The 22,102-nt window shown below is 43.2% G+C and carries 26 protein-coding genes; 1 reads left to right on the plus strand and 25 read right to left on the minus strand.

The features are described 5' to 3' along the window. Positions 1-9 precede the first annotated feature (9 nt). The 25 genes from trpA to ACFVP7_RS12960 form a co-directional block, all read right to left on the minus strand. Complete coding sequence (gene trpA / locus ACFVP7_RS12840) at positions 10-813, minus strand: tryptophan synthase subunit alpha (protein WP_003230608.1); 804 nt, start codon at positions 811-813, stop codon at positions 10-12. Next, complete coding sequence (gene trpB / locus ACFVP7_RS12845) at positions 806-2,008, minus strand: tryptophan synthase subunit beta (RefSeq protein ID WP_014480121.1); 1,203 nt, start codon at positions 2,006-2,008, stop codon at positions 806-808. The genes trpA and trpB overlap by 8 nt, the downstream gene beginning before the upstream one ends. Beyond that, the gene (locus ACFVP7_RS12850) at positions 1,989-2,636 is read right to left on the minus strand and encodes a phosphoribosylanthranilate isomerase (RefSeq protein ID WP_338730530.1); all 648 of its coding nucleotides are present in this window, start codon (positions 2,634-2,636) and stop codon (positions 1,989-1,991) included. Before ACFVP7_RS12850 ends, trpB begins: the two co-directional genes overlap by 20 nt. 4 nt (positions 2,637-2,640) lie before the next feature. Further along, positions 2,641-3,393 carry an indole-3-glycerol phosphate synthase TrpC gene (gene trpC, locus ACFVP7_RS12855; RefSeq protein ID WP_043857721.1) on the minus strand — a complete coding sequence of 251 codons (753 nt, stop codon included), beginning with the start codon at positions 3,391-3,393 and terminating at the stop codon, positions 2,641-2,643. Beyond that, on the minus strand, positions 3,386-4,402 hold the full coding sequence (gene trpD / locus ACFVP7_RS12860; protein ID WP_338730531.1) for an anthranilate phosphoribosyltransferase: 1,017 nt from the start codon (positions 4,400-4,402) through the stop codon (positions 3,386-3,388). Before trpD ends, trpC begins: the two co-directional genes overlap by 8 nt. Next, positions 4,374-5,921: an anthranilate synthase component I gene (gene trpE, locus ACFVP7_RS12865; RefSeq protein WP_338730532.1), complete on the minus strand. Its 1,548-nt coding sequence runs from the start codon at positions 5,919-5,921 to the stop codon at positions 4,374-4,376. Before trpE ends, trpD begins: the two co-directional genes overlap by 29 nt. A 216-nt stretch (positions 5,922-6,137) precedes the next feature. Next, positions 6,138-6,521: a chorismate mutase gene (aroH, locus tag ACFVP7_RS12870; RefSeq protein WP_004398675.1), complete on the minus strand. Its 384-nt coding sequence runs from the start codon at positions 6,519-6,521 to the stop codon at positions 6,138-6,140. Next, positions 6,518-7,606, minus strand: a complete 1,089-nt coding sequence (gene aroB, locus ACFVP7_RS12875; RefSeq protein WP_021481545.1) for a 3-dehydroquinate synthase — start codon at positions 7,604-7,606, stop codon at positions 6,518-6,520. The genes aroH and aroB overlap by 4 nt, the downstream gene beginning before the upstream one ends. Next, complete coding sequence (aroC, locus tag ACFVP7_RS12880) at positions 7,606-8,778, minus strand: chorismate synthase (protein WP_004398727.1); 1,173 nt, start codon at positions 8,776-8,778, stop codon at positions 7,606-7,608. Before aroC ends, aroB begins: the two co-directional genes overlap by 1 nt. Before the next feature lie 74 nt (positions 8,779-8,852). Further along, entirely contained in the window at positions 8,853-9,623 is a 771-nt protein-coding gene (gene cheR / locus ACFVP7_RS12885; RefSeq protein ID WP_014477188.1) for a protein-glutamate O-methyltransferase CheR, read from the minus strand. Between the two features lie 236 nt (positions 9,624-9,859). After that, on the minus strand, positions 9,860-10,309 hold the full coding sequence (ndk, locus tag ACFVP7_RS12890) for a nucleoside-diphosphate kinase (protein ID WP_010886554.1): 450 nt from the start codon (positions 10,307-10,309) through the stop codon (positions 9,860-9,862). Between the two features lie 115 nt (positions 10,310-10,424). Next, positions 10,425-11,387, minus strand: a complete 963-nt coding sequence (gene hepT / locus ACFVP7_RS12895) for a heptaprenyl diphosphate synthase component II (RefSeq protein ID WP_003246013.1) — start codon at positions 11,385-11,387, stop codon at positions 10,425-10,427. A 25-nt stretch (positions 11,388-11,412) separates the two neighbouring features. Next, entirely contained in the window at positions 11,413-12,114 is a 702-nt protein-coding gene (menG, locus tag ACFVP7_RS12900) for a demethylmenaquinone methyltransferase (RefSeq protein ID WP_071580461.1), read from the minus strand. Positions 12,115-12,120: 6 nt separating this feature from the next. Further along, complete coding sequence (gene hepS, locus ACFVP7_RS12905; protein WP_014664416.1) at positions 12,121-12,876, minus strand: heptaprenyl diphosphate synthase component 1; 756 nt, start codon at positions 12,874-12,876, stop codon at positions 12,121-12,123. A gap of 163 nt (positions 12,877-13,039) precedes the next feature. After that, positions 13,040-13,267 carry a trp RNA-binding attenuation protein MtrB gene (gene mtrB / locus ACFVP7_RS12910; RefSeq protein ID WP_003230576.1) on the minus strand — a complete coding sequence of 76 codons (228 nt, stop codon included), beginning with the start codon at positions 13,265-13,267 and terminating at the stop codon, positions 13,040-13,042. 21 nt (positions 13,268-13,288) lie between these two features. Beyond that, on the minus strand, positions 13,289-13,861 hold the full coding sequence (folE, locus tag ACFVP7_RS12915; RefSeq protein ID WP_003225516.1) for a GTP cyclohydrolase I FolE: 573 nt from the start codon (positions 13,859-13,861) through the stop codon (positions 13,289-13,291). Positions 13,862-14,048: 187 nt separating this feature from the next. After that, complete coding sequence (gene hbs, locus ACFVP7_RS12920; protein WP_003153447.1) at positions 14,049-14,327, minus strand: non-specific DNA-binding protein Hbs; 279 nt, start codon at positions 14,325-14,327, stop codon at positions 14,049-14,051. 373 nt (positions 14,328-14,700) lie between these two features. After that, positions 14,701-16,179 (minus strand): stage IV sporulation protein A, encoded by a 1,479-nt coding sequence (gene spoIVA / locus ACFVP7_RS12925; protein WP_003230572.1) that lies wholly within the window; start codon positions 16,177-16,179, stop codon positions 14,701-14,703. 180 nt (positions 16,180-16,359) lie between these two features. Further along, positions 16,360-17,094 (minus strand): hypothetical protein, encoded by a 735-nt coding sequence (locus ACFVP7_RS12930; RefSeq protein WP_262119395.1) that lies wholly within the window; start codon positions 17,092-17,094, stop codon positions 16,360-16,362. Between the two features lie 21 nt (positions 17,095-17,115). Further along, on the minus strand, positions 17,116-17,319 hold the full coding sequence (locus ACFVP7_RS12935) for a DUF2768 domain-containing protein (protein ID WP_024572571.1): 204 nt from the start codon (positions 17,317-17,319) through the stop codon (positions 17,116-17,118). Between the two features lie 337 nt (positions 17,320-17,656). After that, positions 17,657-18,694, minus strand: coding sequence for an NAD(P)H-dependent glycerol-3-phosphate dehydrogenase (locus ACFVP7_RS12940; protein WP_003230566.1), 1,038 nt, complete (start codon positions 18,692-18,694; stop codon positions 17,657-17,659). A gap of 17 nt (positions 18,695-18,711) precedes the next feature. Continuing rightward, complete coding sequence (gene engA, locus ACFVP7_RS12945) at positions 18,712-20,022, minus strand: ribosome-associated GTPase EngA (RefSeq protein WP_003230565.1); 1,311 nt, start codon at positions 20,020-20,022, stop codon at positions 18,712-18,714. A gap of 153 nt (positions 20,023-20,175) precedes the next feature. After that, on the minus strand, positions 20,176-20,370 hold the full coding sequence (locus tag ACFVP7_RS12950; RefSeq protein WP_038828580.1) for a capping complex subunit for YIEGIA: 195 nt from the start codon (positions 20,368-20,370) through the stop codon (positions 20,176-20,178). After that, positions 20,367-21,260 (minus strand): YIEGIA family protein, encoded by an 894-nt coding sequence (locus ACFVP7_RS12955; RefSeq protein WP_338730535.1) that lies wholly within the window; start codon positions 21,258-21,260, stop codon positions 20,367-20,369. The genes ACFVP7_RS12950 and ACFVP7_RS12955 overlap by 4 nt, the downstream gene beginning before the upstream one ends. After that, positions 21,257-21,856, minus strand: coding sequence for a hypothetical protein (locus ACFVP7_RS12960; protein WP_032726048.1), 600 nt, complete (start codon positions 21,854-21,856; stop codon positions 21,257-21,259). Before ACFVP7_RS12960 ends, ACFVP7_RS12955 begins: the two co-directional genes overlap by 4 nt. Before the next feature lie 77 nt (positions 21,857-21,933). Here ACFVP7_RS12960 and ACFVP7_RS12965 point away from each other — a divergent pair, with 77 nt between their 5' ends. Continuing rightward, positions 21,934-22,065: a YpzI family protein gene (locus tag ACFVP7_RS12965; RefSeq protein WP_003225499.1), complete on the plus strand. Its 132-nt coding sequence runs from the start codon at positions 21,934-21,936 to the stop codon at positions 22,063-22,065. Positions 22,066-22,102 lie beyond the last annotated feature (37 nt).

Genomic DNA, 22,102 nt, shown 5'->3' on the forward strand with positions numbered 1-22,102 from the left:
TCAGTCACCTCATTTTAAACTGTACAAGCCGCTAAACGCCATTGCATAATCCTCAAACTCCTGCAGTGCCTGATTTCTCGTTTCAGCGCTGATGAGCCGGTCCTTTAATTCTTCTATTTTTCTGACGAGCGCACTTCCCACTACGACACCGTCACTAATTTCATTCATCTTTATGACCTGTTCACGGTTTGATATACCGAACCCTACAGCAACCGGAACAGTGCTGAGATTCTTCACAGTCCGAATGAACGGGTACACGGATGAATTGAACTCATTGCGGACACCGGTCACACCCAGAGAAGATACACAGTAGACGAACCCCTCGGCTTGTTCAATAATGGTTTTCAAACGGCTTTCGCTTGTCGGCGCAACCAAAGAAATATACGTCACCTCATGGCTTTTACATTCCTCTTGAAGGCTGTTGCTTTCTTCTAATGGCAGATCCGGAACAAGCAGACCGTCAATATGATTTTCCCGCAGTAAAGCGAAAAAGTATTCTTTGTTCAATTGTAACACAGGATTATAATACGTAAAGAGGATAATCGGAATATTCACTCCGTTTTTTTTCATTTCTCCGCCTAATTCGATTGCCTTTACGATATTCATTCCTTGATCAAGTGCCCGCTTTGAAGCCCGCTGGATCACCGGACCGTCTGCAAGCGGGTCAGAGTATGCAACACCAAGCTCCAATGCTGTGGCGCCTGCTTTTTGGAGTGACTTCGCCAGTTCAATCGAAACCTCAGGAACTGGATCGCCCGCCGTAATAAACGGGATAAACAATTTTTCTGATGGTTGAAGATCCAATTTAAACATGGGCTTTCACCTCTTCTTCCAATACATTCATTAATGTGTTGACATCCTTGTCTCCCCGTCCTGATAAACAGACGAGAATGAGTTGACCGCGATCCATTCCTTTGGCGAGTTTGAATGCTTTCGCTAACGCATGGGCAGATTCGATTGCCGGCAAAATCCCCTCTTTTTCTGACAAAAGCTTTAATGCATCCACCGCTTCTTCATCGGTGATACTGTCATAAGTGACACGGCCGCTCTTATGCAAGTATGCGTGCTCCGGACCGATTCCAGGATAGTCGAGACCGGCTGAAATAGAGTAGGGCTCAATAATTTGCCCGAACTCATCCTGAATGAGATAAGTCAATGAACCGTGAATAACCCCTACGGTTCCTTTCGAAATAGTGGCAGCATGAAGAGGCGTATCAATTCCTTTTCCTGCTGCTTCAGCGCCGATCAGTTCAACATCTTCATTTAAAAATGCCTGAAACATACCCATCGCATTGCTTCCTCCGCCTACACATGCCACTACTTTATCAGGCAGAGTGCCTTCAATACGTTTCAACTGATCCTTCGCTTCCTCTCCGATCATTTTTTGAAATTCACGGACCACTTGCGGATAAGGATGCGGGCCGACAACTGATCCAATCATATAAAAGTGATCCTCACAATGTTGAACCCAGTACCGGATCGCCTCATTTGTGGCATCCTTCAATGTTCCGTTTCCGCTTGTTACAGGCACTACCTCCGCTCCAAGAAGCTTCATGCGGAAAACGTTCAGAGACTGGCGGGCAACATCCTCTTCACCCATAAACACAGTACAGGAAAAGCCGAATTTGGCTGCAACTGTTGCAGCGGCAACACCATGCTGGCCGGCACCGGTTTCAGCAATGATTTTCGTTTTGCCCATTTTTTTAGCAAGCAGCGCTTGACCTAGCGCATTATTGATTTTATGAGAACCTGTATGGTTTAAATCTTCTCGTTTCAAATAGATTTTCGCGCCGCCTAAGTATTCAGTGACTCGATCAGCGTATGTTAATGCAGTCGGCCGTCCGGAATAGTCCTTTAACAGCTTATAATACTCTTCACGAAAAGCGGGATCATCCTTGATTTGTTTAAATGCTGTTTCTATTTCATCTAACGGCTGCATGAGTGTTTCCGGAACAAACTTTCCGCCAAAATCACCGTATCTGCCTATTTCATTCGGATATGGATACATATCGGTTCATCCTTTCTTCTAAAAGCCTCATCAGATTCTGATCTTTTTGTCCGTTTTTTTCAATTCCGCTGGCAAGGTCAATTCCTTCTGGCTGCCATTTCAATAGGCCTGTGATGCTATCCGGATTCACGCCGCCAGCGATAAAGCAGCGTTTACCAATAGCCGCATGCTGATATTCCGGCACACATTCCCAAGAAAATGCAACACCAGTTCCGCCTCTAGACCCTTTTACAGATGAATCAATCACAAAGCCGTCAACATTATCTTTAAAGCGGGCTATTTCTTGAGTTGTGTTACCTTGATGGTGAAGCGCCTTCCATATTTCACAGCCTGTCAGCTTGCGAAGAGCATCAGCATCCGCCGGTTTTTCATCACCGTGAAGCTGAATGACGTCGAGCTTCAAGCTCTTGGCAATACGTGACATCGTCTCTATTGATTCATTAACAAAAACACCTGCAACCTGTTTTTCGACACGAGCTTGGTTCAGCCATTTTTTCACATCTTGCGGAGATACTTTTCGTTTGCTTTCAGCAAAAATAAATCCTAGGTAATCAGCCTGTGATTCCGCCGCAAGCTGCAAATCCTTTAGTGACCGAATACCGCAATATTTTAATGCCGGTTTCTTCACAACCTCACTCCCCAAACAAAGCATGGATTGCTTTACGCTGAGAAGTTTGTCTCATCAATGATTCACCGATAAGTACAGCTCGCGCCCCATGTTCATTGACAAATGTTAAATGTTCTAAAGAACCAATTCCGCTTTCGCTGACAAGCAAGGATTCTTTCGGAACGAGAGATGCGATTTGTTCTGTCTGCTTTACAGATGTTTTAAACGTTTTTAGGTTTCGATTATTTACACCGAGAATGTCGGGTGTGAACACTTTCAATATTTGTTCTAGCGTTGATGCATCATGAACCTCCACTAACACGTCCATCCCCTTTTCACCTGCTTCAAGATATAATTCATGAAGGTGTAAGGGATCAAGCACCTCGCCGATTAACAATATGGCATCCGCTCCGATTCTTCTTGATTCCTCTACTTGAAGAGAATCAATAATAAAATCTTTTCTAAGTACAGGAATCGAAACAGCACGCTTTACGTCTGATAAATAGCTGTTTTCCCCTTGAAAAAACGGGGTGTCTGTTAAAACGGAAATCGCATCTGCCTTCGCAGCCTCATAGTCTTTTGCAATCTGCACAGGCACAAAATCCTCTTTAATAAGACCTTTTGACGGCGATGCTTTCTTCACTTCGGCAATCAACCCGATAAACCGATTCGGGCTTGCCAGCGCCTCCTTAAATGAACGTTTCTCGAAAGGCTGCTCTACCGGCAGAACCAGTGTTTTCACTTCTTCTTTCTTTTGTTTGATGATTTTTTCAAGCATAGATCTCTTCCTCTTTCTGCTTTAGTCGTTCAAGCTGCGCAGCAGCGCCTCCGCTTGTAATCGTCTCTAACGCCAGCTCCGTTCCTTCCTTCAGTGAGGCGGTAATTCCCGCCGTGTAAATCGCAGCTCCCGCATTAAAAGCCGTAATAGATAAAGCGGAACTGCTGCTTTTATTTTCAAAAATATTCTGAATGAGATAGGCGCTCTCTTTCGGTGACTGCACCTGTAAATCTTCAAGTCTGCCATTTGTGAAACCGAAATCTTCGGGTGAAACGGTATATTCCCGGCGCTCTCCGTCCTTTAATTCAATCACGTCGGTCGGTGCTGTAATTGAAAGCTCATCTAAACCGTCACGGCTTGATACAAACATGACGTGCTTCGGCTGAAATGTCTCCAGTGCGCTTGCCATCAGTCCAGCTTTTTCAACAGAATAGACCCCAATCACCTGACGCTTCGCCTGTAAAGGATTGCTGAGCGGCCCAAGCAGATTAAATACCGTTCTGAAACCTAGCTCTTTTCTAGTACCTGCTACATGTTTCATAGACGAATGGTAAAGCGGCGCAAAAAGAAATCCCATGTTGTTTGTTTCAATGCTGCTTTTGACCTTTTCGGGAGTGGTTTGAATAGAAACCTCTAGCTCCTCTAAAACATCAGCGCTTCCGCTTTTAGAAGAGACAGAGCGATTGCCATGCTTAGCGATTTTCGCGCCAGCTGCCGAGGCAACAATTGCCGAGGCCGTTGAAATATTAAAAGTGGAAATACCGTCTCCCCCGGTTCCGCATGTATCAACAATATCAGGAAGTCCATCAACTGTAAGAGCGTGTGCCCGCATTGCCTTCACAAAACCCGCAAGCTCATCTGGCGTCTCCCCCCGATGAGCAAGAATAGACAATATACCACCCATTTCCGAAGGAGTCATTTCCGCTGCCATCATCATATTCATCAACGTTTCAGCCTCACTTGCAGTAAGGGTTTTTCCGTCAACGCACAATTGTAGAAATCTGTTCATCAGCTTTATCCTCCTTGCTATGAAACATGTCTTCTGCAATATGAATCGTTTTCAGCAGCGCACCGGCTTTATTACAGCTTTCTTCGTATTCGGCTTCCGGAACTGAATCAGCAACAATGCCAGCACCTGCCTGTATCGATGCAACACCGTTCTTTACACTCATCGTGCGAATCGTAATACAAGAGTCGATATTCCCATCAAACCCAATGTAGGCAATACACCCTCCGTATGTCTCTCTCGGTGTTGGTTCGAGCTCTTGCAAAAGCTGCATGGCACGGATTTTAGGTGCGCCTGTTAAAGTCCCCGCCGGGAAAGCAGACATCAGTGCATCAACGGGATGAACCCCTTTTTTCAGTTGGCCTGTAACCACCGAGATAATATGCATGACATGTGAAAAGGAGACAATTTTTGTGAACTCCGGCACAGAAACAGACCCATACTCTGCTACTCTGCCGATATCGTTTCGTGCAAGATCAACGAGCATGTAATGCTCCGCTTTTTCTTTTTCATCCTTCATCAGCTCAACTTTCAGTCTCTCATCTTCGGCTTTGTCTGCACCGCGTTTTCTCGTACCGGCAATCGGATGGATTTCCAAGTGCCCGTCCTGAACGTGGATTAACCGTTCCGGAGAGCTGCCGACTATTTCTCTGTCTTGCAGTTTCATATAATACATATACGGAGAAGGATTGACGATCCTAAGCACTCGGTATAACTCAAAAGCATCTGCTTTTATCGGCACCTCAAATTTTTGTGATAAAACACCCTGGAAGATATCGCCTGCTTTTATATAGCCCTTGATTTTTTCTACATCAGCCATAAAAGCCGATTTTTCATAATTAGAAGATACCGTCTCAAAGCTGGGTGTCTTGTATGAATCAGCAGAGAGAAACAGCTCTTTTATGTTTTTTTGGTCCATCATTTTTTCGATGAGATTTTGGAGCTCCAAATGATTTTGATGGAATACATCCATTTTTTCGTTTTCTGTTTCCTCTCCAGTGAGCCTTGCATATTGGATAAAGTGAACGTTTTTGGTTTCATGATCATACGCAATTAATGTCCGGCAAACAAACAGCATACACTTTTCCATGTCTGTTTCTTTGGTATGCGAAGGAACAGAAGGCTCAATCAGCGGGATCATATCATAGCTTAAGTACCCAACAGCTCCGCCGACAAAAGGAATGCCAAGCTCAGGTGTTTTGATTTTGTATGTGGTATTCATCCAGTTCAGCACTTCTTTTAGTTCATTTCCTGTGTAAAGAGATTTGCTGTCCTGATCAGCGGCCGAAAAACGGCCCTGCTCTTCTTTAATTGTGAGAAATGGATTCAGGCCGATAAACGAATATCTGGACCAAGTGGAAGTATCGTCCTTGCTTTCAAGAAGATACGTAATCTCCCTGTCAAGCTTCTCTATCATTTGAATGGGTGTCAGTGTATCGACTGTGAAGGTCTCCACAATCGGTATCGTGTGGTGGGACAAGCTGTCCTCTAAAAATGCGGAAATGTTTGATTGGAAATTCATTGCTCTCACTCCTTATGGCAAGGAGAATGAGAAGATGGCATGAGAGGATAAAATACTATATAACAAATAAACCCAAAAGAAAGACTTCTTTTGGGTAGAATAAACATACATGTCTCAGCTCAACTAAACTCATTCTCTGCTACCCTATTCTCTAACTCAACTCATTCTAATCGCTTTATACACACTCTTGTGTATTTCTAAGCTATTCTTATCGTATTACAATTCAGTATTTTTTGTCAATGATAAATCGGGCCTCAATACGACGGCTTTTTCTAAATATACATGTCTGATCTGATCCTGAGGGACATCTGTCTGGACGGTCATCATGACTCTTATGCACTTTTTCAGACCGCCTGTTACGTCCATTTCCTGCATACATGTTACCGGTACATACTGCCATCCTGAAAGCTCGCGAACAGCTTTTGCCGGGAAAACAGCGTGCAAATCAGGTGTAGCCGAAAGAAGCATTTGAACAACATCTTCCGGTTTTGTATGATTTTCTTCTATGATTTTCTCTAACAGCTGTTTTGTTTTTTGTAAAATTTCTTCTTCAGTATCCCGTTCAACTGTAGTTGCTCCGCGAATTCCGCGAATCATCATGATGTCTCCTCCAATCGCCATTTGTTCAGCCAGCTCTCAAGTTCATTTCTGGAAAATGTATGATCAGCAACTTTCCCTAATTCGTTGAGCACAATAAACTGAATCTTCCCGCCACGGGTTTTCTTATCATTCATCATACGGTCCAAGAGAACCGAAGTTTCCGTCTCTTTTCTGATTTGACTTGGATAACCCAGGCTTTTTAGCCAGCTGACCAAACGTTTTCTGTCCATTTCACAGCCTACAGTCTTTTCGCTTATATATAAAGCAAACTGCATTCCGAGGGCTACGGCATCACCGTGAGTGATCTGCCCGTATCCATATTCCGCCTCAACGGCATGACCGAGCGTATGCCCGAAGTTTAAGTAAGCTCTTATCCCCTCTTCTTTTTCATCCTGCTGAACGACAGACGCTTTAATTGAAATGCCTTTAAAAATCATGTCATTCAGCTGATCATTGGTGATATCACGGAGTGAGTGGATATTCAGCAGCTCCTCCAGAAACGCTCTGTCATAGATAAAAGCGTGTTTTATCACTTCTGCCATTCCGGACCGAAGCTCTTTTTCAGGCAGAGAACGCAGGAAATCTGTATCATAGAGCACGGCTTTCGGCTGATAAAACGCACCGATTAGATTTTTTCCAAGCGGATGGTTCACGGCTACTTTTCCTCCGACTGCACTGTCATGCGCCAAGAGCGTCGTAGGCATTTGGATGAAATCAATGCCGCGCATAAAAGTGGCAGCCACAAAACCGGCAAGATCTCCTACAACACCGCCTCCAAAAGCGATGATGCATGAGGAGCGATCCATATGAAATCGAATCGCTTCACTCTGCAGCTTTGTGTACATGTCCATGGATTTTGCCTGCTCTCCACTCGGTACCGTCACTTTTTTCACAGGCCATTTTTCTTGCAGCAAATGGAGCATTTCATCACCATACAGGCGGTCCACTTCTTCATCCGTGACAAGCATAATCCTTGTTAAAGGCCTGTTTAAAGAGGTTAATAGTTCGCAAGCCTTTTTTCTGATACCTTGTCCGATAAAAACAGGATATGACGAGGAAGCAGTTTGAACATGCAGTGTCTTCATTAAAATTCCCTCGACAGTTTTCTCATATTCTCCACATTTTCTCTAATGCGGTCAATTTGATCTAATCCGAATTGTTCAACGACTGCGTTCGCAATTTCCCAAGCGACAGCCGCTTCAGCGACTACACTTGCCGCAGGAACAGCACAGCTGTCTGAACGTTCAATGCTGGCAGAAAACGGTTCTTTCGTTTCAATATCAACACTTTTCAGCGGTTTATACAAAGTCGGAATCGGCTTCATGACTCCGCGGACAACAATCGGCATCCCTGTCGTCATGCCGCCTTCCAGTCCGCCAAGTCTGTTAGTAGCACGGGTGTATCCTTTTTCCTCGTCCCAAATGATCTCGTCATGGACTTCGCTTCCATTTCGGCCTGCCGCCTCAAATCCGATCCCGAATTCCACACCTTTAAATGCATTAATTGACAGTACAGCGGCAGCAAGCTTGCTGTCCAGCTTGCGGTCATAATGGACATAGCTGCCCACGCCTACGGGCATTCCCTCGACAATGACTTCTACTATTCCGCCGATGGAATCTCCGTTTGCCTTTGCTTCATCAATGGCAGCCATCATTTTTTTGCCTGCCTCTTCATCGTAGCATCTGACAGGAGACTCTTCCGTTACGCGCTGCAGGTCTTCAATTGACGTATATTCTGTTTTTTCAGCTTTAACAGCGCCAATTTGCAACACGTGGCCCGCCACCTTAATGCCAAGCTCAGAAAGAATCTTTTTAGCTACAGCCCCTGCCGCCACTCTGACAGTTGTTTCCCTTGCTGAAGAACGCTCAAGCACATTTCTCATATCACGATGATTATATTTAATTGCACCGTTTAAGTCAGCGTGCCCAGGTCTCGGTCTGGAAATCTGGCGCTTCATTTCCTTTTCTTCATCTTCTGTAATTGGAGCGGCGCCCATGATTTTTGTCCAATGCTTCCAATCGTTATTTTCAACTACGAGAGCAATTGGTGAACCGAGTGTACGTGCATGGCGCACCCCGCTCATAATTTTGGCCTGGTCTTTTTCGATCTGCATGCGGCGGCCGCGGCCGTGTCCTTTTTGGCGTCTGGCAAGCTCAAAATTGATATCTTCCTCCGTTATGTAAAGCCCGGCAGGTACACCCTCAATAATGGTTGTCAGTTGGGGGCCGTGTGATTCTCCGGCTGTTAAATATCTCATGACTTCTTCTCCCTTCATCGCATTAACGCTTTTAAGTAAGACTACTATAACATATTTTTCAGCAAAAAGTCAGTCTATCTTTTTTGATAAAAGAATGTATCGGCTGGGACTAGGCCAAATTTCTCGGGGTTGAAGATTTGCTCGGTGCTGCCGACAAAAAGAACTCCATTCTTCTTCAAGCTATGTGCCATTTTTAAATACAGCTCTTCCTTCGCGCTTTCTGTAAAATAAATAAATACATTACGGCACACGATTAAGTCAAAGTCTTGTTCATAACGATCCGCCAGCAAATTGTGCTTTTTGAATGTAATATTCTTTTTGATTTCCGGTTTTACTTCATAACTTCTATTTGCGTTTTGCGTAAAATAACGATCTTTCACAGATAGCGGCACTTCCTGTAAAGACCGCTCCTGATAAACGCCTTTTTTCGCTTTTTCCAATGCTTTTTCATCAATATCCGTCGCCAAAATCTGATAGCCCGGAAGACCTTTTTGCTGGTCCAAAAGCATGGCAAGCGTGTATGGCTCCTCCCCCGTTGAGCAGGCGGCACTCCAAATCTTTAAAGGCCTAGAGGTCTTGATTAACGGCAGAATTGCAGTCTCAAGAACTTCCCACCTTTTATAATTACGATAAAATTCTGAAACATTGATCGTCATTCTGTCCAATGTTTCATTTAAGAGAGCTTGATCCTTTTCCAATGCCGCCGCAAAGTCCTTAAAGCTTTGGAACCCCTTTTTCTCATAAAGTGACGTTAGCCTTCTCTTCATTTGTGCTTCTTTATATAGTGTCAAATCGACTCCGGTTAATTGTTTCCATTTCGTTGTAAATACGCTGTATGTATCCATCTCTACTCTCCCAGTCTCGCTGTCTTTTTGTCCTAGTATAGCTTGTTTTATCAGGAAATTGTATTGTTTCAATAAAAAAATCAGCTTTTCAGCTGATTTTAGATCGTTGGGAAAGGCAGAGGTCTGATGCACACTGCCATTCAACCCTTTATTCACTTTAATGTAAACCTTTACAAAACAGATCAAAAACCGGCGGCGTTATATGATGCCGGCTCTGTTACTTATTTTCACAATGATTAATAGATCCAGCCTGCCATAAGCTGCTGATATGATACTAATTCTTCATTCTTAAAGAAAATGTTAATCTCGCGTTCTGCACTTTCGAGAGAATCAGAGCCGTGGATGATGTTTTTCCCGACAAACATGCCATAATCTCCCCGAATCGTACCAGGTAAAGCTTCTTTAGGATTTGTCTTTCCGATCAGCTGTCTCGTCACTTCAATGACATTTTCGCCTTCCCACACCATTGCGAATACAGGTCCTGAAGTAATAAACTCAACGAGCTCTCCGAAGAAAGGCTTCCCTTGATGTTCGGCGTAGTGTTTCTCAGCCATTTGTTCAGTCACTCTCATTAACTTGGCACCAGCTAATTGTAAGCCCTTACGTTCGAATCTAGATAAAATGTCCCCAATGAGCTGACGTTGGACACCGTCTGGTTTCACCATGATAAAAGTCTTTTCCATCATATTCTCCACCCCATCATTATGTATGTATAGGCTTTCACACTGCACACCGAAATCGTAACATCTTTCTGATAATTAATCAATCCGGGGCGGAGAAATTTCTTAATATCTACAAAAATTAAAATTTTCTTTTACCGATATATTTTGCGATGGCTGCAAGAGACGAGCGCGCGCGCCCTCTGGGAAGCGTATTTAATTTCTGGAAAGCTTTCTGCAAATACATTTCGCTTACTGCCATAGATGCTTCAATGGCATCCGTTTTTTTGATTTCTTCAATGATTGGTTCAAGCTGTTCCTGCGTTGTCTCACTGTTAATCAATTTAAGCTGGTTCTTTAATGCTGGATTTTTCAGGGCATACAGCACTGGCAATGTGACGTTCCCTTGAAGCAAATCTCCTCCAACGGGTTTGCCCAGCTCTTCTTCAGTTGAAGTGAAATCAAGAATATCATCAATAATTTGGTAAGACATACCGACGTAATATCCAAACCAGTACAGCGCCTTATGAATCTTCTCATCAGCGCCAGACGCAATGGCACCGAGCTGGCAGCTGACCGCGATCAAGAGAGCCGTTTTTCTTTTAATACGGCGGAGATATGTTCTGAGGTTTTGTTCCATGTTGTATTTGTCTTTGATCTGCTCGATCTCTCCTAGACAAACTTCAACGATCGTCTGCGACAAAATCCTATGGGCTTTCGGTTCGTTAATTCTCGTCATCATTTCAAGAGATCCCGCAAGCATATAATCGCCTGTGTACATCGCAATACGATTGTCCCACTTTGCTTTGATTGTCGGTTTCCCTCGGCGAAGCTCCGCATCATCAATGACATCATCATGAACCAAAGATGCCATGTGAATCATTTCCAGAGTGACAGCCACATATTTAATCTTATTAATATCGTAATCGCCAAACATGCCTGAAAGCAGTACGAAAACAGGCCGAATACGTTTCCCTCCGGCCTGCAGCAGGTGAAGCCCCGCCTCGCTTAAAAGCGGATAGTCCGAACGTACGGTTTGTTCAAGTTCTCTTTCGATTACATCAATATCGTCATTTAAAAAAGAGTAGGCCATTTTAAATTTCATATCATTCACCCAAACATCTGTGTTTTCATTTCCATCCGATATGCGTGGCAGCGACTCCGCCAGTAAACGAATGATATTTAACATTTTTTAGGCCCGCCTCTTCAAACAGGCCTGCCAATTCCTTCATTCCAGGGAATTCTCTGGCTGATTCTTGAAGCCAAGAATATTCTTTATAGCTCTTCGCAAACAGTTTTCCGAAAAACGGCATAATGTACTTAAAGTACATAAAGTAAGCCTGTCTGAATCCGAACATTTCCGGTTGAGACGTTTCCAGACATACAACCTGGCCGCCCGGCTTCACTACACGTCTCATCTCTTTCAATACAGTTAAGTAATCAGGGACGTTGCGGAGTCCGAAGCCAATGGTGACATAATCAAATGTATCATCATCAAAAGGAAGCTCCATCGCATTTCCATGCAGCAGTTCGATTTGGCTGAATCCGCCGTCTTTTACTTTCTGCTGGCCGACACTCAGCATATTTTCACTGAAATCCAAGCCCTTGATCTCGCCGCTTTTGCCGGCCGCTTTCGCAAGAGCGATCGTCCAGTCAGCCGTTCCGCAGCATACATCGAGTGCTTTGGCGCCTTCTTTTACATCCATGATGCGCATCGTTTTATCGCGCCATTTTTTATGCTGCTGAAAACTGATGACAGAGTTCATTTGGTCATAGTTTTTATATATTTTTTCAAATACTCCGTGTACGCGCTGTTCTTTTGAGTCCTGCATAATGGTTTACCCTTCTTCCACTTTCTGATGATAGGTTTGATCTTGGCTGATTGTCTTCAGACGGTTTAATAAAATGTTCTGAATAGGAGAATTTAGAGGCAAAAGTGACTCAACGCTGTTTTTCGCTTTTTTAAAACAATCTTCTAATATCTCTTCTTTTGTTTTTCCAAGCTGTATAAAACTGCCGATCACATCCAGAAATGTATCATTCCCGTTCATAAGCCGCTTAAATACAAAAAAATCACTCGACAGCTTTTTCCAGCGCGGAAGGTTGAAGTGTTCTGCCACACGATGGAATAAAGCTGATTCAACGATGCCGACACTTTCGAAAAAATCGTTTTCGTCCTTGAAAGAACGGTCATATAGGCGAATTTTATGTTCATTGATTTCTTTGATAGCTGTAGCAAGCGTCCGAATCATGTAGATATCCTTCATTTCAGATAGTAAAGAGTAGTACAGCCCGCTGAAATAATCGCCCGCGAGAACAGTCAATTGGCGGTTTTTGTTTTCGTCTCGTTTTATGACTCTAGCTGTCGTCACTTCATCATGGGTATCAAGGGCGCTTTGTACAAGCATCGCTGTTACAATATAATTTTCTCTGTCGTTGTTTTTTATGTCAGCTTCTTCAAATAAAGCATGAAAAAGAAGAAGCTTATCCTCATCAATTTTCGGCGCAGAAATATGCTTCGCTAAATAAGGATGAGACAGCTTTTGTTTTAATTTCGTGTTCAGATTGGCTAAAGTTCCGTAGATGTCTTGCAAAAATATCACCCTTGTCCCCAAATTCACATTTATTTCTTAATCTATGTATGAGTTTTATCTTTTCATTCGCTTACGCAGGTATCATTATAGCATAAAAAAAAGAAATTGGCTGTATCCTCCCGCTGTTTGCGAGCATTTGCTTTTAACAGCGGGGACAGCCAGCTTATTTTTTTTCGCTTTTCATTTCTCCGTACGCGGTTTGAATCAGTGCCTCTCCTCTGACTTTAATGGCAGAAGTATGCTCTGTAAACTGAGCGATGATCACTTCTCCCTTGTCGAGTTTTTCGGAATGGTGAAACTTTGTGTCTGTTCCTCTTGTCAGGCCGATCACATTCACTCCGTCCTCAACGGCTTTAATGACGACAAAATCACTTGAATGCTTTTGGTTCATTTATAGCACCCTCTATCTTTATTAGTCCTGGCGTTTAATATGTTCCAATACTTCTGCACGGGCAGCGGCATCATCTTTAAAAACGCCTCTGACTGCTGAAGTCACAGTTTTCGCACCCGGTTTTCTTACACCGCGCATCGTCATGCACATGTGTTCCGCTTCAACCACTACCATTACGCCATGCGGATCAAGCGTTTCTACGATGCTTTCTGCAATTGTAGAAGTGATGCGTTCCTGAAGCTGCGGACGCTTTGCAACGGCTTCAACGGCACGTGCCAGTTTGCTGAGTCCTGTGACCTTTCCGCCTCGCGGGATATATGCAACATGTGCTTTTCCATAAAAGGGAACAAGGTGATGCTCACACATAGAATGAAACGCGATATCTTTTACAAGAACAAGCTCCTCATGGTTTTCACCGAAGATAGTCTGGAAATGTTCTTTTGGATCTTCATTCAAGCCGGAGAATACTTCGGCATACATCTTTGCGACTCTTTTCGGAGTATCAAGAAGCCCTTCTCTATTCGGGTCTTCTCCGATCGCTTCTAAAATTTGACGAACAGCTTGTTCGATTTGCTCTTTATTAACTTCTTTCATGTTCTATGTCCTCCACCAATGAATACATTTAATTTCGATTCTAGCACATATGTCCCGCTAAAAGCAAAGTGAATGCCCTGTCAGGAAGCCCATGCTCTTGAAATATGAAAAGCCCCTTAGAAAGGGGCTTTTCTGTGAAGAAATAAAGTGTATGTAAGCTAGATGCATACACGATCTATATTCACAATTATTTTCCGGCAACTGCGTCTTTAAGCGCTTTACCTGGTTTGAAAGCAGGTACTTTGCTTGCTGGAATTTCGATTTCTTCACCTGTTTGAGGGTTGCGTCCTTTACGTGCAGAACGTTCACGCACCTCGAAGTTACCAAAACCGATCAGTTGGATTTTATCACCGTTTTTAAGTGCATCTAAGATCGTATCAAAAACAGAGTCAACTGCTTTTGTAGCGTCTTTTTTAGACAATTCGCTTGCTTCAGCAACCGCATTGATAAGTTCTGTTTTGTTCATGCCTTTCACCTCCTCCCAAAAGGATACATTCAGTTCGTTTATTATCATTTCTTCACAGTTCAGTCTGATTCTAAACCTGTCTCAGAAAAAAATGAGAGCAAGTAAGAGAAAGACAATTAAACGGCTTTTTAAGAAAAACTGCACTCTGAGGAATGTTTGTCCAACAAAGTGAAGAATTTCTGTATGTAGAGTAACACATATAAAAAACCATATCAAGCATTTTAAAGCGTCAATCCCTTGCTCGTCAAGGATTTAAGGTGATTTACCGAACAAATATTCCTTTTTTTCCTTTTTTCATCCTATTCCTTGATCCTTTTCCATTATTAAGAGCAAAGAAAAAAGACCTCCCATTCTATAAAGAGGTCTACCGGTATTACAGGATGATGGCGATTAAGCCGCCAGAGCCTTCGTTTATGATTCTTTCTAATGTTTCTTTTAATTTATACCGTGCGTTTTCAGGCATTAATGACAGCTTTGCCTGAATCCCTTCTCTCACAATTGAGCTCAGCGACCTTCCGAAGATATCGGAATTCCAGATGGAGAGCGGATCATCCTCAAAGTCCTGCATTAAATAGCGTACAAGCTCTTCACTTTGTTTTTCCGTTCCGATAATCGGGGCGAATTCGCTTTCGACATCGACTTTGATCATATGGATCGACGGAGCGACAGCTTTCAGCCTCACACCGAATCGCGAGCCCTGCCTTATAATTTCCGGCTCATCGAGACTCATATCAGCTAAAGCAGGCGCTGCAATACCGTATCCCGTCTGTTTGACCATTTTTAAGGCATCAGACACTTGATCATATTCTGTTTTCGCATGGGCGAAGTCTTGCATGAGCTCAAGCAGATGGTCTCTTCCTCTGATTTCGACGCCCACAACTTCTTTTAAGATTTGATCATATAGATGATCAGGCGCGTACAAATCAATTTCTGCCACCCCTTGGCCCAGCTCAATTCCGGCTAATCCGGCACTTTCAATGAATTCAAACTCGCTGAATTGGCCGACAACCCTGTCTACGTCCCGGAGCCGTTTAATATCCTTAACCGTTTCCTTCACGGACTCCTGATAGCTTTCACGCAGCCAATGGTTTTCTTTCAGCACCATTACCCAGCTTGGGAGATTGACATTCACTTCTAGCACCGGAAACTCGTAGAGGGCCTCTCTGAGCACACTCAGCACATCTGATTCCCGCATGCTCTCTACACTCATTGCCAATACCGGGATATCATATTTTTCGCTTAAATCCTGGCGCATGGCTTCCGTTTCCGGGTGATACGGCCTGACTGAGTTGATGACCATAATAAAAGGTTTGCCAACCTCTTTCAGCTCTTCAATGACTCTTTCTTCAGCCTCTATATAGTCACTTCTGGCGATATCTCCAATGGTGCCGTCTGTCGTAATGACAACTCCGATGGTCGAGTGTTCTTGAATGACTTTTCGAGTGCCGATTTCAGCAGCCTCATGAAATGGGATCGGTTCTTCGTACCAAGGCGTATTGATCATCCGCGGCCCGTTTTCATCTTCATATCCTTTAGCGCCGGGCACTGTGTAACCTACACAATCTACTAATCTTATATTCACATCGAGTCCGTCTGACACATGAACAGACATCGCCTGATTCGGAACAAATTTAGGCTCTGTAGTCATAATGGTTTTGCCGGCTGCGCTCTGCGGCAGTTCATCCTGCGCTCGGGCCCGGTCTGCTTCGTTACTGATATTCGGGAGCACCACAAGCTCCATAAATTTTTTAATGAACGTGGATTTTCCTGTACGGACAGCACCTACGACTCCTAAGTATATATCGCCTCCTGTTCGTTCAGCGATATCCTTGAAAATATCGACCTTTTCCAAGTGATCCCCTCCCGGACTTCCTATCCTTTTCAATTTTATTAAGCTCTTTCAATCAAACACAGGACACTATATGTGTATGACGTTGTCCTATTTGAATATGACATCTTTAGAAAATTTCTCATCCTCAATCTATTAATATAAAAAAACCTTTCTCCCTATTTGTATGCAAGGGAGAAAGGTTCATTCCTTTTTCATATCATTTTCTAAAAAAACAGGTTCCTGTTTGTCATTTACCGTATATTTTACAGAAAACGCGGGGACAAAGGGGGTTTCCTGCCAAATCATATCCTGGATTTCAGTCCCGGGTTTAAACGTTTTCTTGCTCTTTTTGAGGCAAGCAGCCAGTTCAGTCCGGTAATCGGCATATATTTCTCCGTCTCCGTCAATCATAAGCGGCAAGGAATTCCCTGAGATTGGGCTTGTCACTGTAAGAGAGCTTCCATCCCCAAGCTTCTTCTCATCGAGTGTAAATAAATCACGAGATAGCACATCCTTGTAAGGCGGATATTGATGCTCCTGACGGTACATTTGGATGCGCAATTTCACATCGCGAATTTTTTCTGCCATCTTTAGATCAATTAATTTAACAGTCGGATCGTTCTCTACGTCAACAAGCACGTATTGATAGTCTCCCCCGCTTTCAAATGCCGTACTTGGAGGTTCAGCTATGTATCTTGGCGCTAACCGGTTAAAGTCTATCGGATATTTTTGATATAGCGGTGTCGACATATCTTTGGTTTGAATGGGAAGCAGCCCTCCATTTGCCTTTTGAAATTCATCAACAGCAGATTGAACCTGCTTTAGCTGGTCTTGATAAGGAATGGCATGCACACTGCTTTTCCGTTCATTTGGATATAAACATCCGGATAAAAACACGACTGCCGCAAAAATGATTGCGCACTTCAGTTTACCCATACAGCACTTCCTTTTACAGCTTTATTCATTGACAGGGCCGCTAAAAACCACGACAAACACAATAATTCCAGATATGAGCATACACATGTATGCGAATGATGAAATCGCAATCTTCAAAAAACGGTTTCGGCACTTAAAGCGGCTTAAATAGATGGAAGCTACAGCCAGAAACATCAGACCCATGGACCCTAGAGCAAACCACATTTTCATCAATGCCAGATTCAATGACGTGCGCCTCCCCGATATGTATGATGTAAGCGTTATATTATATTTTAATATACAGCGCCGGAAAAGATCAACCAGATTTTCCATCCTTTGATAGAACAAAAAAACTGAAGCAAAGAGGGGGACCTTCGCTTCAGTCAACTTGACTATATTCACCTGCACGTTTAAGAAACACTCTCTTGGACTTCGATGCTATAGTATGCGACTTGGCATACAGATGCATCCTCTATTGCCTAAATCGGCAAAATGTTTCAGGAGATCCCAAGACTTGGGTGTTCTTCTGTTTTTCGGGCTTTCGTTCAATTAAGATATGCGTTTCACCATACGATTGATACTTTTACTTCACTTGATTTTCAAACGTATTTACCAAATCCTCCATCTCGTGGGTTTTCCCTCTCGCCATTAAAGATTCAACAGCGGTTTCCACTTTTTGTCCGTTGAATAGGACCTGATGGAGAGCTTCTGTAATCGGCATTTTAACATCATATTTCTTCGAAAGCTGGTAAGCCGCTTTCGTCGTGCGGACGCCTTCGACTACCATTCCCATCTCTTCAAGAACATCTTCAAGCTTGTACCCTTTTCCGAGCAAATTGCCCGCACGCCAGTTTCTGGAATGAACACTTGTGCACGTCACAATCAGATCGCCTACTCCTGTCAATCCAGAGAACGTCAAGGGATTTCCGCCCATTTTCGTTCCGAGTCTCGCGATTTCGGCAAGTCCGCGTGTAATCAAAGCAGCTTTGGCATTGTCGCCGTACCCTAAACCATCTGTAATTCCTGCAGCAAGGGCAATAATATTTTTTAAAGCCCCTCCGATTTCAACTCCGATAATGTCAGGATTTGTGTACACCCGAAAATTGTGATTAATAAATAGATCCTGCACCTCTTCTGCTGCCCTCATGCTCTTTGAAGATGCAGTAACAGTTGTGGGGTGCCGCAGCCCTACTTCTTCCGCATGACTCGGGCCGGAAAGGACAACGATATCTTTTCTGACATCACTCGGGAGCTCAATTTCCATAATTTCAGAAATGCGCAGAAGTGAATCTGGCTCAATACCCTTGCTGACATGAACAAAGACTGCCTTTTTCGTTATAAAAGGGACAGCCTGTCTCAGCACTTCCCGAATTGCTTTTGTCGGGACCGCAACGATAATAACATCTGCGTCTGAAACAGCCTCTTTCATATCTGTTGTTCCTTTAATGGATGTAGACAGCTTAACATTCGGCAAATAATCTTTGTTTTCATGCAACTCATTAATTTGATGAATTAAATCTGCACGGTGAGCCCACACACACACTTCATTTCCATTATCAGTTAGAACTAAAGCCAGTGCTGTTCCCCAACTCCCCGCTCCAAGCATTGTGACTTTTTTCATGTTTGATTCACACCTTTTTATTTTCTAGCTCTTGCAAATATTTTGATTGGTGTCCCCTCAAAACCGAACGCGTCTCTGATTCGGTTTTCTAAAAACCGTTCGTATGAAAAATGCATCAATTCCGGATCGTTTACAAACACAACGAAGCTTGGCGGCTTTACCGACACTTGAGTCGCATAGTAAATTTTCAAACGAGAACCGTTATGAGTCGGTGTCGGATTCATTGCCACAGCGTCCATGATGACATCATTTAAGACGTTTGTTTGAACTCGAAGTGAATGATTTTCACTCGCTTTGATAATCGCAGGCATCAGCGTATGGATCCGTTTTTTCGTTAAGGCAGACATAAATAGGATTGGCGCATAATCCAGAAATTGAAAATGATCGCGAATATTTTCTTCAAATTCTTTCATCGTGCTCTCATCTTTGTCAACAGCATCCCATTTGTTTACGACGATTACGACGGCCTTGCCCGCTTCGTGTGCATAACCGGCGATACGCTTGTCCTGTTCAATAATGCCTTCTTCGCCATCCAGCACAACCGCCACGACTTCTGAGCGGTCAATCGCTTTCAGCGCCCGCAGTACACTATACTTCTCAGTCGTTTCATAGACTTTCCCTTTTTTTCGCATACCTGCAGTATCGACAATGACAAACTCCTGCTGGTTGTAAGTAAACGACGTATCAACAGCATCTCTTGTCGTTCCAGCCACGTTGCTGACAATAACGCGTTCTTCGCCGAGCATTGCGTTCACAAGTGAGGACTTTCCGACATTTGGACGTCCGATCAGACAGAATTGAATAACTTCTTCATTGTATTTCGTTTCAGGAATGTTTTTAAAATGCTCTGCAACGGCATCCAGTAAATCACCCAGTCCGAGTCCATGTGTTCCCGAAATTGGATATGGCTCGCCAAAGCCTAGCGAATAAAAATCATAAATATTCGCTCTCATTTCTGTGTTATCCAGTTTATTAACCGCTAAAACAACAGGCTTTTTTGTGCGGTACAAAATTTTCGCCACTTCTTCATCAGCAGCTGTCACGCCTTCACGGCCGTTCACCATAAAAATAATCACGTCCGCTTCATCCATGGCGATTTCAGCTTGCTGGCGAATCTGTGCTAAAAACGGCTCATCACCGATATCAATACCGCCCGTATCAATCAAATTAAAATCATAATTCAGCCATTCAGCCGAGCTGTATATCCGATCCCTTGTCACGCCAGGGGTATCTTCTACTATTGAAATTCTTTCTCCCGCAATCCGGTTAAAGATTGTGGATTTTCCTACATTTGGTCTCCCGACAATGGCTACGACAGGTTTACCCATAGTACCCTTCCTTTCAATCCAGCCGCTTTCATTTTTACATAAATTTTCAACCGGTTATTAAAATCATTTCATTCACTTTTATGAAAAGAAACCCTTCAGAGGAAGGGCTTAACTCATTTATTATATCAGTTTTTACTGGGATCACAACTATTCTTAAAAATGTTTCACGATCAAATACACGTCATCTCCGATTCTGTGTGCTATTCCATCAAGGATCGCCTCAAGATTTTTAGCGAAAAGCTCCATCTCCTTTTGGTCATTGCAAAAAAAGACAGGTGCTCCCCCTGCAGCCCGGTTTGGATTTGTCGTGATTACAGACAAAATCACTTTCGTAAGAGATTCACTCATCCTATCACTTTATCCTGATTCTTGATAAATTCAGTCGGCATTCTAATCGCATTTTCCAAGGTTGGAACATTGCTAATAATTTGAACAGCCGTTTCGGGATGGTGAATTTGCGGGAGAACAAATACTGCCACTCTCCCATCATTTAAATCCCGTTTTGCAATTGGTGTCAAAGATGGCTCTCCTGAATCCCGGTAAACCCCGAGCACATTGGAAACATCAAATAAAATGGCCTGACGCTGCCCTAAATTTGCTATCGTCGCTGCTGAATTAAAGTTTTTTGGCGTTAAGATAAAGCCCATGCCATGCTTTAAAATCAGTTCCTGTTTCTCTGGAAGCCCGATATTCATCATATAAATATTATCAACAAACAGTCCCGGACCGTCAAAGCGCGGCTTTATGTACTCGACGTCTACAATATCCTTCAACACACTGCCCGACATAAACTTCATGGCCAGTAAAAAACAAACGACAGCCGCTATGACTGCAGCCCAGATGGATAAAAACACATACGCAGAGGTTGTCAAAAGCGCTGTAAAGATCACAATATAATTTCTGCTTTCAAACGCAATGGCAATCCCCTCAATATATGTGCTTCCTCTTGAGACAAGCTCATACGAATCCATTTGCGTCAATGTGTTCCGCTCCATGTTTCGGACATCTCTAAATTGCGTCGCTGCCAATGTTAAAAATGTGATGGCCGTAAATTCCTCCTGCAAAAGCGCCGGCATAATAATTGCACCTAAACCAGCCGCTATCAACCCCAGTGCGATGTGAATCACTTTCCCATGAACATAGGTGGGATACTGGCGGTAATCTGTTTTCAGCATATAAAGCCTTGTCGCAATTCCGGCAATGACCCCAGCAATAATCGGATAGATGTAATCACTCATGACATTTTGGTAGCTCCTTTGTTTGATCTTTTGCTTTTCTGACCAATCTGGCTTGCGAGGTGTTCGTATTTAGATATGCCAAACAGCAATATCATCCCCGCAGAACACGCATTCAGCCATTGAAAGCCGCCGACAGCCATAGCCCCGGCCAACTTCTGGATCACAAATGAATACACCAGTTCGCCTTGGCACATCCCTAGGACAAATAAGACAAGCTGCTTCTCAAAATTCCTTTCAACAGAAGCTGTTAAAAGCACTATTAATATAACAGCAGCCCACTCAGGTTTTATGATGAACCAAACCGGGTCATATAATGCAAAAAGATAAACAAACGCATACGCGGCAACAAGCGTCAAATAGACCATAATGTAACGAAAACGATACATTCCCAAATACCCGGCATAGACACATCCGCAAACGAAAAACATCATATATGCAGCATTCAGGGAAAAATATAAAGCGATGTCATGTATGCTTAGAATAATATTAGTTAAAATAAAGACAGAGACGGCAATTCGTCTTTTCGTCTTTTCAAAAATAAATGTTGTCAAAACCCACAGAAACCACATTGACCAATAGTAATAAAATTGTTCCATTTTACTTCCTCCATATTCCCAGTATGGAGTTCAAGCACATTTTTTAAACAATCGATCTCACATTAAGGAGTATGATCATGGGAAAAGACAGACAAGAGAAAAAACTCAAAGCTTCAGGCAGAGTTGAATCAGACCGCGACCAATCCATTCACTATGACGGAGCGACAAGCCTTGAACAAAACGGAAGATTCAAAAAACGAAAATCATAATACAAAAAGCCCAAACCATATATGGTTTTGGGCTTTT

This window comes from Bacillus sp. SG20033, from assembly GCF_044570195.1.
GTDB lineage: Bacteria > Bacillota > Bacilli > Bacillales > Bacillaceae > Bacillus > Bacillus subtilis.